The sequence below is a fragment of the Chitinophaga sp. 9-1-y genome (assembly GCF_059511905.2).
Genome location: NZ_CM197955.1, coordinates 3,569,453 through 3,585,470, shown reverse-complemented (window position 1 = coordinate 3,585,470; position 16,018 = coordinate 3,569,453). Strand labels below are relative to the sequence as shown.

10 protein-coding genes are annotated in these 16,018 nt (G+C 47.5%); 3 read left to right on the top strand and 7 right to left on the bottom strand.

The features are described 5' to 3' along the window. Positions 1-9: 9 nt before the first annotated feature. Both AC5ZC7_RS14205 and AC5ZC7_RS14200 read right to left on the bottom strand, forming a co-directional pair. On the bottom strand, positions 10-858 hold the full coding sequence (locus tag AC5ZC7_RS14205) for a hypothetical protein (protein WP_496162452.1): 849 nt from the start codon (positions 856-858) through the stop codon (positions 10-12). Next, positions 851-2,197, bottom strand: a complete 1,347-nt coding sequence (locus AC5ZC7_RS14200) for a jacalin-like lectin (protein ID WP_496162453.1) — start codon at positions 2,195-2,197, stop codon at positions 851-853. The genes AC5ZC7_RS14205 and AC5ZC7_RS14200 overlap by 8 nt, the downstream gene beginning before the upstream one ends. A gap of 207 nt (positions 2,198-2,404) precedes the next feature. On the opposite strand from AC5ZC7_RS14200, the gene AC5ZC7_RS14195 reads away from it, so the two are divergent. Next, positions 2,405-4,123, top strand: coding sequence for an oligopeptide:H+ symporter (locus tag AC5ZC7_RS14195; protein WP_496162454.1), 1,719 nt, complete (start codon positions 2,405-2,407; stop codon positions 4,121-4,123). Between the two features lie 193 nt (positions 4,124-4,316). Here the strand turns inward: AC5ZC7_RS14195 and AC5ZC7_RS14190 are convergent, their stop codons facing one another. Then, positions 4,317-5,615 carry a hypothetical protein gene (locus AC5ZC7_RS14190; RefSeq protein WP_496162455.1) on the bottom strand — a complete coding sequence of 433 codons (1,299 nt, stop codon included), beginning with the start codon at positions 5,613-5,615 and terminating at the stop codon, positions 4,317-4,319. 12 nt (positions 5,616-5,627) lie between these two features. After that, the gene (locus tag AC5ZC7_RS14185) at positions 5,628-7,016 is read right to left on the bottom strand and encodes an aminopeptidase P N-terminal domain-containing protein (protein WP_496162456.1); all 1,389 of its coding nucleotides are present in this window, start codon (positions 7,014-7,016) and stop codon (positions 5,628-5,630) included. Between the two features lie 161 nt (positions 7,017-7,177). Here AC5ZC7_RS14185 and AC5ZC7_RS14180 point away from each other — a divergent pair, with 161 nt between their 5' ends. Both AC5ZC7_RS14180 and AC5ZC7_RS14175 read left to right on the top strand, forming a co-directional pair. Then, positions 7,178-7,516, top strand: a complete 339-nt coding sequence (locus AC5ZC7_RS14180; protein WP_496162457.1) for a hypothetical protein — start codon at positions 7,178-7,180, stop codon at positions 7,514-7,516. A 194-nt stretch (positions 7,517-7,710) separates the two neighbouring features. Then, the gene (locus AC5ZC7_RS14175) at positions 7,711-10,086 is read left to right on the top strand and encodes an ABC transporter permease (RefSeq protein WP_496162458.1); all 2,376 of its coding nucleotides are present in this window, start codon (positions 7,711-7,713) and stop codon (positions 10,084-10,086) included. 163 nt (positions 10,087-10,249) lie between these two features. Here the strand turns inward: AC5ZC7_RS14175 and AC5ZC7_RS14170 are convergent, their stop codons facing one another. The 3 genes from AC5ZC7_RS14170 to AC5ZC7_RS14160 are packed head-to-tail and all read right to left on the bottom strand — an operon-like array spanning position 10,250 to position 15,949. Beyond that, a complete protein-coding gene (locus AC5ZC7_RS14170) occupies positions 10,250-11,683 on the bottom strand; it encodes an efflux transporter outer membrane subunit (RefSeq protein ID WP_496162459.1) in 1,434 nt (477 codons plus the stop codon). Beyond that, a complete protein-coding gene (locus AC5ZC7_RS14165) occupies positions 11,676-14,843 on the bottom strand; it encodes an efflux RND transporter permease subunit (protein ID WP_496162460.1) in 3,168 nt (1,055 codons plus the stop codon). Before AC5ZC7_RS14165 ends, AC5ZC7_RS14170 begins: the two co-directional genes overlap by 8 nt. Positions 14,844-14,869: 26 nt before the next feature. Next, positions 14,870-15,949, bottom strand: coding sequence for an efflux RND transporter periplasmic adaptor subunit (locus AC5ZC7_RS14160; RefSeq protein ID WP_496162461.1), 1,080 nt, complete (start codon positions 15,947-15,949; stop codon positions 14,870-14,872). Between the last annotated feature and the right edge of the window lie 69 nt (positions 15,950-16,018).

Below are 16,018 nucleotides of genomic sequence, written 5' to 3'. Positions count from 1 at the left end.
CGGTAAGACTTAGAATTTAATCAGCAGCTTTTCAGAAATCAGCTTGCCATCTTTGTAATATTCAAAATGCCAGTCGCCGTTCTTTTTCAACACAATACCATGGCCGGCAGCGTTGTCTGCGATGAAATAATCTGCTGCAGAAGTTTTTAACAATGTCAATACTATTTTAGGCGAGGTGTCAATGAGTTGATAACCATTGGCGGTGGCCTGGGCATACAAGGTGCCGGCGGCTTCCTTCACTTCTGCTACCACGGGGGCGGTGGCTGGAGCGGATACCTGGGCAGGTACAGGTGCCGGCGTTGGTGCGGCTACGGTAGCAGCAGGTGCTTGTGTTACCGCTTCGTTGATAGTACCGTTATACGCATAAGGCACATCATTCAGGGAAGTAAATGCATCTCTTAACGCAAGGTTATAAGAGGTGGCAAATTCTTTCTCGCGGCTCTTACCTTCTTTACTTTTGAAAATGATGTTACCGCGGCAATCTTTCAGGACCAGTGTCAGGTTCGTTACAAAAAGGCCTTTTTTCTGCACTACATCGGCATTCAGGGCATTGCAGCGATTGGCCGCTATTTCTTTGGGTATTTCTGTATTGTCAATATAGGAGGCAAATCCTTTTTCCTCCAGGAGTGATTGGGTCAGTGTGCTTAATCCATACTGATTTATTTCCCGGGAGAAATTGAACTTTTCTGGCACCAGTACATACTTGTAGTTGTTAATCGTATTCTGGGCATAGCCGGCTACCGAAACGAATAAAGAGAGTAATAAAGCGTATCCTTTCATATAATATATTGATTGCTGATGGTGACGAATATAGAAAATAATTGTCACAATCAGCAGTCCGCCTATTTGCTTATCCAAAGCTTACGGTTAATGGGGAGGCTACTACCATGGTAGTGCCGCCACCTGCTAACGGCACCTGGATGGTTTGGCCGATGAAGGCCACAATGCTCTGGCCGTTAGGTGCTATATAGCTGAAAGGTGTAGGGGAAGATACATTGTTCATGGTACCATATGGGCCATATGTTTTTCCCAGGCTGGTTTTAACGGTTACCTGTGCTGTTACCTGCCAGCCAAACCAAACGCCGCTGTAGCCGGATATTTCCGTGATGAGCTCACCAGAGGCCAGGTTGATGGTTTGGCTATGACCGCCGTTGCCGCCATGCTGCAGCAGGCCCAGTACGTTGGTAGTGCCATTGGTGATCCAGGTATTGGTGGCTTGTAAGGCGTCCAGCACTTCACCGCTGTTGATAGCGAGATTGCTGATGGGCGGGTTACCGGCTTTGCTCACGAGGGGGCCGTCGTTAAAGGGAGAAGAGAAGACGCCGTAGGCAAATTGATACAGCAATATTTGTTGACCCTGCTCATATTCATAGTTGTTGGAGTTGAGCCGCCACTGGGTAATATTATTGTAAACATATGGGGTACCCTTGTAGTTAAACCCGGCCTGGGCCTGGTCATAAGCGTTGTTGGCGGTTTGGTAATTCGATTCAAACTTAGCGCCATACGCCATCAGTAAGGGATTGATGCCGATGTCTACAAATTCGTTCACAAAGGTGAACCCGGAGTACAATTGCAGGTTTACGATATCAAAGCAGGCATTCATGGTAGGAACATCCAGGTTGCCCACGTTGGCCGGGGAGAAGCTGAGATACAGGTAATCGCCGGTTGTGGCATCGAAGGCCTGCCGGATGGCATTAAAAAGAATACTGAACTGCTGCGCGGTGATAGCCGTAGAGAAGCTGCCTTCCCAGTCGATATCCAACCCGTTCATTTGTTGAAGGGTGAGATAGTTGGCTACATTGGCGGCAAAGTTGCTGGCTTCTGTAGGCCACTGGCTGGAATCGGAGGAAAATATCTGTGCCAGCGTGTCTGTGTTGTAGTTGATGGTGGCCAGTATTTTCACTTTGGGGTTCTGGGCGCGGGCGTCCTGTATTACATACTGCAGGTATTGTGCAGTGGTGGAGCCATCCGGGTGTACGGTGGCAGCGTTACCAATGTCGATGGTGTAATAGCCGGCGGGATCCAGTAATACGGCAAAAAAACAGACCATCAGCATGTCTGTATTTTTATACACGTTGTTGTAAACGAGAGATTGGTAACTACTGTTGATGGAGGTGTAACCGGTGCCTTTGGGTTCGTCTTCGTCCAGGTATATCCAGGCGTTGACACTTTTTGAGGGAATAAGAGGAGCTGCCATAAAATCGGGTTTGCATTGAATAGTGAAACAAATATACCAAGTAACCATCATCGCCTTACCCGTGAAAATCCCCGTATCAGGTTCCTTTGGTGCGCCAGGTTAAAATGAACGCACATCGGGGTAATTACTGCAAACAGATATCTGCCAAAGCAGCGCATATTTGGAAATGGGCGCCCTGCTATCATGGGACGCTGTAAATGAAACGTTATGTCCCAGACCTCCCGCCCGGCATCTCACCCTAAAGGGCTGTATATTCTCTTTGCCACAGAAATGTGGGAACGATTCAACTACTACGGTATGCGTGCCGTATTGATCCTGTTTATGACCAAAGCGCTGCTGTTCAGCAAAGTGTTTGCTGCCAACCTGTATGGTAGTTATACCGGCTTGATTTACCTCACCCCCTTGCTGGGCGGCTACATGGCCGATCGCTACTGGGGTAACCGGCGTTCCATCATCACAGGTGGCATTGTGATGGCCATAGGAGAGCTGATTCTCTTTGTGAGCGCCTCTTTATTTCAACACGCGCAACAGGTGTCCCTGCTGCTCTTTTTCAGTGGCCTGGGCTGCATGATTGCAGGCAACGGCTTCTTCAAACCAAATATATCTTCCCTGGTGGGACAACTGTATCCCGACGGAGATAATAGAAAAGATACGGCCTACACCATCTTTTATATGGGAATTAATACAGGTGGGGCATTGGGCCCCATCATATGCGGACTGGCCGGCGATACGGGCCACCCGGCTGATTTCAAATGGGCATTCCTGATAGGTGGCGTTAGTATGATCATCAGTGTAATTGTGCAGGCCGTATTTCACCACCGCTATGTGGTGAGCCCGGAAGGAAAGGTATTGGGCCTCACACCGGAAAAGACATCCGCCAGGCTATTACAACCGTTGGTAATGATTGGTGGCCTTGTGTTGATCTCGCTGGTGATGATAGGCTTACTATACCTGGATGCAGAAGTGGTAAATTATTTGTCGTACCTGTTGCTGGTAGCGGTTATCCTGATCGCAGTGATTATCTTCCGGGATCCATCCCTTACCTGGCTGGAGAAGCAACGGATTAAAGTCATTTTCATCATTTCCTTTTTTGTCATCTTCTTTTGGGCTGCCTTTGAACAGGCAGGCGCCTCCCTGACTTTTTTTGCGGATGAACAAACCAACCGTCACCTGGGCTGGCGGATACCTGTATGGAGCATACAACTGGTGAGTGTTTTCCTGGTATACGGTATCTATTTGCTGTACCAGAAAGCCCGGCGCCAGCTATCATTGCCGGCAGACCGGGTATTGCGTAATACCGTATATGCGTTACTGTGGTTATCCTTTTTCGGTATCCTTGGCGGTAATGGCTATTTCCTCGTGAGTGGTGAAAAAGTACTGGCGTTGGAGGATGTACCACCCAGTCTTTTCCTCTCACTGGGTTCTATTTACATCGTACTATTTGCCCCTTTCTTTGCCTGGCTGTGGCCCCGCATGGGCAAATACGAGCCTTCAGCTGCCGTGAAGATGGGTATTGGATTATTGTTGTTGTCACTGGGATATTTATGGATTGTATTTGGCGTAAAAGAAGCAGGACCCGGTACAAAGGTGAGCATTATCTGGATTACGGGCATGTATGCCCTGCATTCTTTTGGAGAACTTTGTTTATCGCCCATCGGGTTGTCGCTGGTCAATAAATTATCTCCGCTGAAATTTTCTTCCCTGCTGATGGCAGTATGGTTCCTGGCCACTGCGGCGGCCAATAAATTAGCAGGCGTGTTAAGTACCTTATACCCTGAACCCGGCCGTGTGATTGCGCTTGGAGGATATATGATTCGTAATGCCTATGATTTCTTCCTGCTGTTTGTAGTAGTGGTGGGTGTTGCCGGGGTACTGTTGTTGGTAATGTCGAAATGGTTATCATCATTGATAATAGCGCGCAAGTAGTGATCAAAGCGGATTTTGTCTTTGTACAGGATTAAACTGATTATACTGATTTCTATTTTTTGATTATAAAAGATTAGGGGAGATATAAGCAAGTTCGCTTTTATCTCCCCTAATCTTTTATAATCCTACAAAATCAGCAAAACAAATCAGTATAATCAGTTTAATCCTGTACAAAGACAAAATTCGCTTTGATCTATTTCTTCATCAAACTCGTCGGGGTAATTTCATTGCTGAGCAAATGCCCGAAACGTTCCCATCTCTTATCTTCCGGCACGGCGGAAATATAATCTTTGATCAGGTCTTGTCCATAGTTGTAGTTGATCACATAGCTACGGTTTTTCTTAATAAAGAGTATTCCTTTGTCTGCGGCTTCTTTATTGAGCAGGGTATAGTCCAGTAGCCAATGTAAGGCAGTAGAGTCGGACATGGTGCCATTGATCAGGCCTCTGCCTACTTCATTGCGGGCATAGTTGAGTGCGCCCTTGATGGCCAGTGCGTTGATGTACGTAGTGATGCCGGTAGTATCTACGCCTGCAAGCGGCAGCAATACATTTTTGGTAAACGTTGTTTTTTCATCGCCGGGGAATGCCATTTCAATGCCGTAGTTGGCGCTGCCTTCTGCAATCAGCGACTGGGGGCTGAACAACGGATACAGGGAGATTTCTATCCATCCTTTGTCATGATACAGGTTCTTTTCCAGCAGCATATTGTATACATGATGGCCGGGATATCCTTCGTGGCAGGCCAGGTCGATGGCCTTTTCAATAAAGATTTTCAAGTCGGCGCTGATTTGAATCAGGCTGGTGTAGTGGCCTTTGTACCAGTTGTATCCCATCCAGGGTTTACCGGATACATATTCCAGCGTAAAGGTTTCATCCGGCGGAAGCGGGTAATGTTGCAAGGTGCGTTTACGGGCTTCTGCGATGGCGGTTTTAAAAACCGTATCCAGTTTATTTTGGGGGATGATGAAGTGATTGGCCAGTAATTGAAAACGGTCAGCTACCGGGCCTTTGCCGGGTAACAGGCTGTCCAGCTTCGCTACGAGCGACTGGTAATAACTTTCCGGGTAGGTAGGCGCTACGGCATCAAATAATTCTTTGGACTCCGCATCGAAGGTGCTGTATTCACCGGAGAATATTTTGATACGCCTGCCGAAAGCAGTGAGCTGACGCATCATCCAGTCGGCGCGGACACGGACCGTATCATTTTTTGTTGCGGTGGCCACTTGTTGTAAAGACGCTTTCAGGGTATCTACCGCCTGCAGAAAACTATCTTTAGGAAATACGTCCTGCCGGATGGTTGCTGGTTTCAACGAATCAGGGCCATAATAGGCATCTACAAAATCAGGATCGTATTGCCCGATATTAAGACCGAGCCGCACATATTTTTCAGCGAGCACAGATAGTTGCTGGTCGTTGTTGTTGTCGGTTTTGTGCTCCTGGCAGGCGTTTAAGACCACCACGGAGAGGAACAGGAGTAGTTTGTTTTTCATGCTAACGGAAATTTATGACTGGAGCAGGTTTTCAATGTCGGTGGCGGTGTTGGCAAACGGACGCCCCAATATACGGCTGCCGGAGGCGGTAACGAGGAAGTTGTCTTCCACACGCACGCCGCCAAAGTTACGGTAATCTGCTACACGTTCGTAATTGATAAAATGGGTGTGTTTACCGGTGCTTTGCCATGCATCGGTGAGCAGGGGATTGAAGTAAATGCCCGGCTCAATCGTGAATACGAAACCTTCTTCCAGCTCACGTCCCAGCCGTAATGATTTCAGTCCGAAGGCGGTGCTTTTTTCCAGGGTATCGGTATAGCCTACGTACGCTTCTCCCAAATTCTCCATATCATGAATATCCAGGCCCATCATGTGACCAAGGCCACAAGGAAAGAACAGGGTATGGGCGCCTGCCGCCACTGCTTCTTTTGCATTGCCTTTCATGAGTCCCAGTTCAATCAGTCCGGTTGCCAGTTGTTCGCAGGCCAGCAGGTGTACGTCTTTAAAGCGTACGCCCGGTTTGGCTGCATCAGCGGCCGTTTGGTAGGCATGGTGTACAATATCGTAGATCTCTCTTTGTTGGGTAGTGAATTTTTTATCGACCGGGTGTGTACGGGTAAGGTCGCCGGCATAACGCATGGCATTTTCTGCGCCGCAGTCGCACAATACGAGCTGTCCTTTTTGCAAAGGCGTAGGGTGCGGGTGGTTGTGGAGGAATTGCCCGTTTACCGTGAGTATAACAGGGAAAGAAATATTGCCGCCTGCAGCGATGGCTACCGCCTGGAGTCGCCCTGCAATTTCAGTTTCGGTGACGCCTGCCGCTGCCAGCTCCATGGCCTTTAATTGCATGTCGATGGTGGTATTTACGGCGTCCTCAATCTGTACGATTTCTTCAGCGGTTTTAATGGAGCGCTGGCTTACAATTGCCTTTATTAACTTAACGGATACACGCCGTGGAACTTCGCCACCAGGGATGCCCAGCCAGCTGCTCAATTTTAAAGTAGTTTCTCCGCGGTAAGGTGGCAGGAAATGAATGGGCTGTTGCAGGTTTACGCAGCGCCATAAAAAATCGGGTAACTCCGATAACGGCCGGATCTCTGTCAGCCCGGTTGCAGCCCCCTGTGAGGCCAGCGAGGGAATAGGCCCCGCCCACATGATTTCTTCTATGGTGGCTTCGTCGCCGAATAATATCTCCCGGTTATTATCTGTATCTATTATCAATGTAAGCCCCGGACGGTCTATGCCTGCATAATATAAAAAGCAGCTGTCCTGCCGGAATGGATAGATGTTGTCTTTATAGTTCATGCTGCTGTCGTCATTACCTGGCAGTAAAATAATGCCCTGTCCAATGGCTGATTGCAGCCGCTTTCTCCTGTTACTATAAGTTTCCTGTGAAAACATACAAATGTGTTTAATTACCTGATTATGCGGCTTAAAAGTAATTAACAAACAGATGTGATACGTCAGTGGGTTAAAAAGAGCAGACAGATAGTTAATTATTGCAAAATTGGGAGCTTTATTTATCGTAGTGTTTCTTATATTAGGCGTCAGACCGCCACTACATGAAAAGATTTATTTTGTCGTTAATCCTCCTGTTGGGAGTTAGCCACAGTACTGCACAAAGCATGCTTTCCCGTGAAAAAACCTATCGTTTAGGAGCACTCATTGGAGAACCTACCGGCGAAGATACACAGGACTTTGGAGAGGCATTTGGTATTATCATGCCTAATAGCAAAATACAGATACAGTCTACCACTTCGTTTAGTCACGGTGCGGATTGTCACCGGGCTAAGAACGGCCCGGTACAACCAGATATACTGATCAAAAGAGATTTACAGGACAAGGTATGGGAGAGAGACGAGGCCCTGCAGATGGTGCTACATTTCGCTGCTGGTAATTAACCGCCGGTTGGTTACCAATGAAAGCTGCGTTATCTTGTAAGCTTGTTCACATTCGCAGATCACCTGTTCATAAGCGGACATATTTCCGCCTGTAGGCATATTAATTTCATTGATTTATAGGGGCTTAAAATAATGGCACTTTCTTGGACTGTCCCAGGTGAAGACCATTGCGCTATCAACTGAAATTGATATTTATGTTCCAGCAATATTTGTTACTGATCTACAGAAATGCCAAACGATACAAAGGCACTTTTTTCATTAACCTGGTGGGCTTGTCTACCGGTATGGCCTGCGCTTTACTGATTTTTCTGTGGGTACAGGATGAATTAAGTGTAGACCGTTTTCATCAAAATAGCCATGAGTTGTTTCAGCTCATGGAAAATCAGCAGCATAGCGGCGATATCATGACTACAGATGGCACTGCTGCGCTGTTGGCAGAAAGCCTGCCGGCTGATGTGCCGGAAGTGGCCTACGCCGTGCCCGTAACACCCACTTCCTGGTTCCCCGGAATGCTGGTAGCCGCCAATAAACATGAGAAACTGAAGGCAGTAGGGCAATTTGCCGGGAAAGATTATTTCAATGTATTCTCCTATGATTTAATTGCCGGCAATAAAAACCAGGTGCTGGCCACGAAAAATAATATTGTTATTTCTGAAAGCCTTGCCCGGCGGTTGTTTACCACAACTGGTAATGTGGTGGGCAAAACCATGGAATGGCAATTGGATGGGCATACTACCCAGGCCGTGGTATCAGGCGTATTCCGTGATGTGCCGCGTAATTCCTCTACGCAATTTGATTTCGTCCTTCCTTTTGACGTGTTTAAAGAAATAGATCCCGATGCCCTGAGTTGGGGCAACTACGGCTGCAACGCATTTGTGGTATTGAAAAAAGGAACGGATATCGCAGGGTTTAACACAAAGATTGCCCACCTGCTGCAGCAACATAGTAATGGGAATGATTACCGTACGCTGTTTGCACGGCCTTATGCCGACGGGTACCTGTATGGTAACTATGAAAATGGGAAACAGGCAGGCGGAAGAATCGGGTATGTGAAATTATTTGCCATCATAGCGTTGCTGGTACTGGCCATTGCCTGTATCAATTTTACCAATCTCTCTACGGCCAAAGCCACTACGCGGATGAAAGAGGTGGGCGTAAAAAAAGCTATTGGCGCCAGCCGAAAAGGATTGATCATTCAGTATATGGGCGAATCACTGCTGATTAGCTTCCTGGCTTTATGGCTGGCCATTGTATTAATGCTGCTCGTATTACCTGGGTTTAATGAGATGATGCAAAAGCAGATCGTATTACGCCCCGATCTAACCATCGTGCTTTCGTTACTGGGCATTACCCTGTTTACAGGTGTGGTGGCGGGAGCTTACCCGGCACTTTATCTTTCCGGCTTTGATCCGGTTAAAATATTAAAAGGTAAAATGAATGCTTCCATTGGCGAATTATGGGCGCGGAAAGGGCTGGTCGTATTTCAGTTCACCGTATCTATTATATTGCTGGTGGCGGTATTAGTAGTATATAAACAGGTGGCTTACGTACAGTCGCGGCAGGTAGGATTCAACAAGGATAATATCATTTATTTCCAGAAAGAAGGCGCACTGAATGATCACCTGGAGTCTTTCCTGGAGCAGGTAAGAAATGTGCCGGGCGTGATAAAAGCCTCCAGTATGGAAGACGTGATTGTAGGCACGCACAGCACTACCGTAGGACTCAATTGGAAAGGAAAAGGTGCAGAGGAGATGGTGAAGTTTGAAAACGTAACCGTGAACTATGATATGATAGAAACCCTGGGGATCCCGATGAAGGAAGGACGTGCCTTTTCCCGGGACTATCCAACAGACAGCAACGCCATCATCTTTAACGAAGCAGCAGTGCGGGTGATGAAGCTGAAGAACCCTGTAGGACAAACCATCAACCTCTGGGGACAAAACAGGCAAATCATTGGAGTGGCTGCTAACTTTAATTTCCTGAGTTTGCACGAAGCAGTACAACCGTTGTTTTTCAAAATAGCGCCCAGGAAAACCACCAACATCATGATTAAAGTAGCTGCTGGCAAGGAAACCGCAGTGGTAGGGGATGTGGAGAAGATTTTCCGGGGTATGAACCCGGGTTACGCGTTCGATTATCAATTCCTGGATGCCGACTACCAGGCGCAGTATGTTGGTGAAAAGCGCGTGCAGCTATTGTCGCAGTATTTCGCCGGCCTGGCGATTCTCATTTCCTGCCTGGGATTATTTGGGTTAGCCACATTCACGGCGCAGCGGCGATTAAAAGAAATAGGCGTCCGGAAAATTCATGGTTCTGGTGTGATGAATATTATCTTGCTGCTCACCACCGATTTTACCAAGCTGGTATTGGTCGCTATTTCCATTGCCCTGCCAGTGAGTTACCTGGTAAGTAAAAACTGGCTGGATAGTTTTGCATATCATATCCATTTAACCGCCTGGTATTTTGTGATTGCAGGCCTGTTAGCGTTGGTCACGGCCTGGCTAACGGTAGGGACGCAGGCGATAAAAGCGGCGATGGTGAACCCGTTGCAATGTTTGAAAGAAGAATAAGGAAGCGAGTTTTTGTCTTGTTCAGGATTATACTGATTATACTGATTTTGTTTTAAAAGATTAAAGAAGATAATTATTGTTATTTCTCAAACTCTTATTAAATCAAAAAATAAAATCAGTATAATCAGTATAATCCTGAACAAGACAAAAACTCGCTTTCTGCTTATTTCCACCCTCCACCGAGGTCTTTGTAAATATTTACGACCGCGTTGAGTTGTTGTTTCTTCGTTTCTATCAGTTCGAGTTTAGATTCCAGTGCATCCCGCTGGGTCATCAGTACCTCGAAGTAATCGGCCCTGGCTGATTTAAACAGGTCATTGGAAATATCTATGGACTTTGTAAGCGCATCTACCTGCTTCGATTTCAGCGCATAGCTTTTTTCCAGGTTGCTGATATTAGATAGCTGGTTGGATACTTCAAAGTAAGCATTCAGAATAGTGCGTTCATAATTGTACATCGCCTGCAGTTGTCTGGCACTTGCATTGCTAAACTCCGCTTTGATGGCATTCCGGTTAATCAGGGGAGCTGCCAGATCGCCTGCCAGCGAATAAAGTAACGACGCAGGCAACTTTACCAGGTAGGAAGGCTTAAAGGCCTGTAAGCCCAGTGCGGCAGAAATACCAAAAGAAGGGTAGAACTCTGCCCGGGCTACTTTAACGTCCAGCTTGGCCGCTTCCAGGTTAAGTTCTGCCTGTTTGATATCGCTACGGTTAGCCAGCAGTTGGGAGGGAATCCCGGTGCTCACAGCAGGAGGTAACGCCTCGAGGAAGCTGCTTTTATCGCGGGCGATTTCCTGCGGATAGCGTCCCAGCAGGAAGTTAATCCGGTTCTCCGTTTCTTTGATGTCCTGCTGTATGTCAAATTCCAGGCTCTGTGATTTCAACACTTCTGCCTGAAATTTTTGTACGGCCAACTCGGTGACCCTGGCGGCTTCTTTCTGCACTTTTACCAGCTCCAGTGCATTTTCCTGCAGGGTAATGTTCTGTTTAACGATGGCCAGTTGATTGTCCAGTGCCAGCAGTTCATAGTAAGAGTTGGCTACTTCGGCAATCAGGCTGGTGAGCACAAAGTTTTTGCCTTCTACGGTCGACAGGTACCTGGTAACCGCCGCTTTTTTAGCGTTGTGCAGTTTTTTCCAGATGTCTGCTTCCCAGGTAGCGTAGGCGCCAATACTGTAATCCATCAATGGATCCGGCATTTCTTTACCGGGAGTGATTTCGGTAGAAGCATCGCCGGCACCCTGGCTGGTGTACCGGCCTACCTTTTCGACGCCTGCACCCGCTCTGAGTCCTACGGTGGGAAGCAGGGCCGCTTTCTTTGAGCGGATATCGTTGCGGGCTATTTCTACTTCCTGCAGCGTGGCCAGCAATTCCTGGTTGTTTTTCAGTGCGGTATCAATCAGGCTGACCAGGTATTGATCCGTAAAGAAATGACGCCATTGCAACTCCGATATATTGGTGGTATCCTGGCTGTTGCCATAGGATACAGGAACAGCTTTGTTTTCGGCAGATGGCAGGAGAGCAGGCACCTTACAGCTGGCAACCGCCAGGCAGGCGCTCAACAGGCCAACACCGCTATGTATCCTGAATTTATACATTGTGATCAATTTCTTCGGTTAATGGATTCTCTTCCTCATTTTTTACCAGTGCATATCTTTCAGCAATCCTGCCGAAGATGTAGTACAGTCCGGGTATTACCAGTACGCCGAAAACGGTACCGAACAGCATACCACCGGCAGCGGCGGTGCCAATGGTCCGGTTCCCGATTTTACCAGGTCCGGTAGCCATTACCAATGGAATCAACCCCGCAATAAAGGCGAAAGATGTCATCAGGATGGGACGGAACCTTACTTTAGATCCTTCCATCGCCGCTTTCAGCACGGATACGCCGGACCGGTGTTTTTGCACCGCAAACTCCACGATCAACACCGCATTTTTTCCCAGCAAACCAATCAGCATCACCATCGCCACCTGTGCATAGATGTTGTTTTCCAGCCCTAATAATTTCAGCAGGAAGAACGCCCCGAAAATACCCGGAGGCAACGATAACACTACCGCCAACGGCAGTATGAAACTTTCATATTGCGCCGCCAGGATGAGGTATACGAAGCCTAAGCAGATCAGGAAGATATAAATCGCCTGGTTGCCCTGGGCCACTTCATCTTTAGAAATACCTGCCCAGTCAATACCATAGCCTCTTGGCAGTGTTTTTTGCGCCACTTCATTGATCACTTTAATCGCTTCCCCGCTACTATAACCGGGAGCGGCTGCACCACTGATTTCCGACGCATTGTACATATTGTGCCGCGTGATCTCCGATAACCCATATACTTTTTCCATTTTCATGAAAGCAGAGAAAGGGACCATTTCATCACGTTCATTTTTTACATACAGTTTCAGGATATCGTCCGGCAACGCCCTGTACTGTGGCGATGCCTGCACAATCACCTTATACTGGCGGTCAAATTTGATGAAGCTGATTTCGTAGTTACTGCCCACCAGCGTTGATAAGGTGTTCATGGCATTATCAATGCTCACGCCTTTTTGCTGGGCCAGGTCGTTATCCACGCGCAGCATATATTGCGGGAAGCTGGCGCTGTAAAAGGTGAATACAGAAGACAGTTCGGGACGTTTGTTTAATTCTTTTACAAAATCCCGGCTCACGGTTTCCATCTTTTTATAATCACCGCTACCTAATTTATCCAGCAATCGTAGCTCAAATCCGCCGGCAGCGCCATAACCAGGTACGGCAGGCGGTTGGAAAAATTCGATGGTAGCACCGGTAATGTCTTTGGATTTTTCTTCCAGCTCAGTAATGATTTCCTGTACGGAATGCTTTCTTTCTTCCCAGCTTTTCAGGTTAATCAAACAGGTACCGGAGTTGGAACCCGTTCCTTCTGTCAGGATTTCATATCCTGCCAGCGAGGATACAGATTGTACTCCTTCAATACCTTCCGCTATTTTCTGTAGCTTCTCGGCCACCTGGTTGGTTCTTTCCAGGGAAGATCCGGGAGGCGTCTGCACAATGGCATAGAACATCCCCTGGTCTTCATTCGGGATAAATCCGGAAGGCACGGTTTTATTCATGAACCAGATGCCGGCGCAGAAAGCTACCAGCACTCCCCACGTAACCATCCTCCGGTTAACGATGGTCCCCAGTATTTGGATGTATTTATTGGAAGCCCGGTTAAAGTTGTTGTTGAAACCATCCAGGAATTTGTCCAGCACATTTTTCTTCTTCGGCTTTCCATGATTATTTTTCAGGATCATGGCACAGAGTGCAGGCGTCAACGTTAGTGCCACCACACCGGAGAGAATAATAGCAGTTGCCATGGTGATGGAGAACTGCCGGTAGAAGATGCCCACAGGGCCCGACATAAATGCTACGGGTACAAATACCGCCGCCATCAGGAAGGTAATCGCCACAATAGCGCCGGCAATTTCATGCATGGCTTTCTTCGTGGCTTTGAGGGCCGACAGGTGTTGTTCCTCCATCTTGGCATGCACGGCTTCAATCACCACAATGGCATCATCCACCACCACACCAATGGCCAGTACCAGGGCAAACAGGGTGATGAGGTTGAGCGTAATGCCCAGGAACTGCATGAATACAAATGTACCGATCAGTGATACCGGTACTGCCATGGCAGGAATCAGGGTAGAGCGCCAGTCGCCCAGGAAGAGGAATACCACCAAACCTACCAGCACAAAGGCCTCGAGTAAGGTATGTATTACTTTTTCCATAGAGGCATCCAGGAATTTGGATACGTCATAGCTGATTTCATAATTCATGCCTTTGGGGAAGGAGCTGGCTTTGATCTCTTTCATCTTGGCCTTGATATCCTTAATTACCTGGCTGGCGTTACTGCCGTACGATTGTTTGAGTACAATGGCCGCAGATGGTTTACCATTCAGGTTAGAATAGATATCGTACATGGAGCTGCCGAATTCTATGTCAGCCACATCTTTCAGGCGAAGAATTTCCCCGTTGGGACTGGATCTTAATATCACATTTTCATATCCTTCTTTGGTAGTGAACCTGCCGGGATATTTCAACACGTATTCAAAGGTTTGCGATCTTTTACCAGAGCTTTCACCGGTTTTACCGGGAGAGGCTTCCAGGCTTTGTTCGCCCAGGGATTTCATCACTTCATCCGCAGAAATTTTGTAGGCCAGCATGCGGTCTGGTTTTAACCAGATCCTCATTGCATATTCGCGGTTACCGAGGATATCGGCGAAACCTACGCCATCCACACGTTTCAGTTCGGGGAGGAGGTTAATATCGGCGAAGTTGAACAGGAATTTCTGATCGGCTTGCGGATCGTCGCTGTACAGGTTAATGTACATCAGCATGTTTGATTCCTCGCGGGTGATCTTTACCCCTTCACGTACTACCAGTGGTGGGAGCTTGTTCACTACGGAGGCCACCCTGTTTTGTACGTTTAAGGATGCCTGGTTAGGATCTGTACCGAGATTGAATACTACCTGTATAGAGGCTTCTCCATCGTTACCGGCATCGGAGGCAATGTATTTTAGTCCGGGTACCCCGTTGATGGCTCTTTCCAGGGGAATGATCACCGATTTGATCATCAGTTCCCCGTTGGCGCCGGGGTATTCGGCCGTCACGTTTACTTTAGGCGGCGATATGGAAGGGAATTGCGTTACCGGCAACTGGCTGATAGCCAGTAATCCAAGGAACACAATAATGAGCGAGATCACTATAGACAGGACCGGCCGCTGTATAAACTTTTTAAGCATTGTATACGATTAGTAAGAATGAATGACTATTCTGCTTTTAATCGCAGATGTGCAATAACGTCTGCTGGCTTCCGGTAGTCATAGTTGATTTTGTCATCATCTTTTGCCTTCTGAACACCTTCAAGCAGTATCTTATCATTTTCGGAAAGTCCGCTTTCCACCACATACAGATCCGGCAGTTGCCCGCGGATGGTAATGTTTTTAGAGCGTATCACGTTGTTATTGCCGACTACGAACACATAGATTTTATCCTGTATTTCATAGGTCGCTTTTTGCGGAATCACCAGTGCACCTTTAAGCGGAATGGTCATTAATACTTTACCGGTTTCGCCGTTTCTCAGCAGCTTCTCCGGGTTAGGGAACTTCGCTCTGAAAGCGATGTTGCCGGTTTCGCTGTTGAATTCACTTTCTATGGTTTCCACGTCTCCTTTGTAGGGGAGCGGCTGATTGTTAGCCAGCAGCAGCGTTACTTTATTATCGCCGCGGCCTTTGACATTGGTTTGATAGTCGAGGTATTCCGGTTCGGATACGTTGTAATAGGCAAACATCTGGCTGTTGTCGGACAGGCTGGTCAGCAGCCCGCCTTCGTCGATTACACTTCCCAGTTTGAAAGGGATACGGTCAATGGTACCATCAAATGGCGCCCTGATTTCTGTGAACGACAGGTGCAGGTGGGCCAGCGACATTTCCGCTTTCGCCTGATCCAGCTTGGCTTGTGCCAGGGCCTGTTCATTTTTGGAAACGATGTTCTTGTCGGCCAGGGTTTTGGTATTCTGTAGTTCTATTTCAGCAGCACGGGTTTCTGCCTGCGCTTTCGCGAGTTCAGCCTCATACACTTTAGGCATAATCCTAAACAGGAGCTGACCGGCTTTTACAAACTGGCCTTCATCTACATAAATATTTTGCAGATACCCTTTTTCCTGTACACGGATTTCAATGTTCCGGACGGATTTTATTTGTGAAACATACTCACTGGTAAAGGAAGTATCAATTTTGAGCGGACTGGTAACGGTGTACTTTTCCGCTTCTTCTTCTTTTACTTCTTCTTTTTTTTGTTTACAGCTCAGAAGGGCAAATAAGCCCGCGAACATGACAATTCTATTCATAATATTTAATGGATATTAAGCGATGGTATGCTGGTATGGCACAGGCGCTGGCAGGCGCAAAAGGTTATC

Bases quoted from the DNA above. Each gene is read 5' to 3' on its own strand.
- AC5ZC7_RS14200 (WP_496162453.1), bottom strand. From the start codon at position 2,197: ATGGCAGCTCCTCTTATTCCCTCAAAAAGTGTCAACGCCTGGATATAC.
- AC5ZC7_RS14195 (WP_496162454.1), top strand. From the start codon at position 2,405: ATGTCCCAGACCTCCCGCCCGGCATCTCACCCTAAAGGGCTGTATATT.
- AC5ZC7_RS14190 (WP_496162455.1), bottom strand. From the start codon at position 5,615: ATGAAAAACAAACTACTCCTGTTCCTCTCCGTGGTGGTCTTAAACGCC.
- AC5ZC7_RS14185 (WP_496162456.1), bottom strand. From the start codon at position 7,016: ATGTTTTCACAGGAAACTTATAGTAACAGGAGAAAGCGGCTGCAATCA.
- AC5ZC7_RS14180 (WP_496162457.1), top strand. From the start codon at position 7,178: ATGAAAAGATTTATTTTGTCGTTAATCCTCCTGTTGGGAGTTAGCCAC.
- AC5ZC7_RS14175 (WP_496162458.1), top strand. From the start codon at position 7,711: ATGTTCCAGCAATATTTGTTACTGATCTACAGAAATGCCAAACGATAC.
- AC5ZC7_RS14170 (WP_496162459.1), bottom strand. From the start codon at position 11,683: ATGTATAAATTCAGGATACATAGCGGTGTTGGCCTGTTGAGCGCCTGC.
- AC5ZC7_RS14165 (WP_496162460.1), bottom strand. From the start codon at position 14,843: ATGCTTAAAAAGTTTATACAGCGGCCGGTCCTGTCTATAGTGATCTCG.
- AC5ZC7_RS14160 (WP_496162461.1), bottom strand. From the start codon at position 15,949: ATGAATAGAATTGTCATGTTCGCGGGCTTATTTGCCCTTCTGAGCTGT.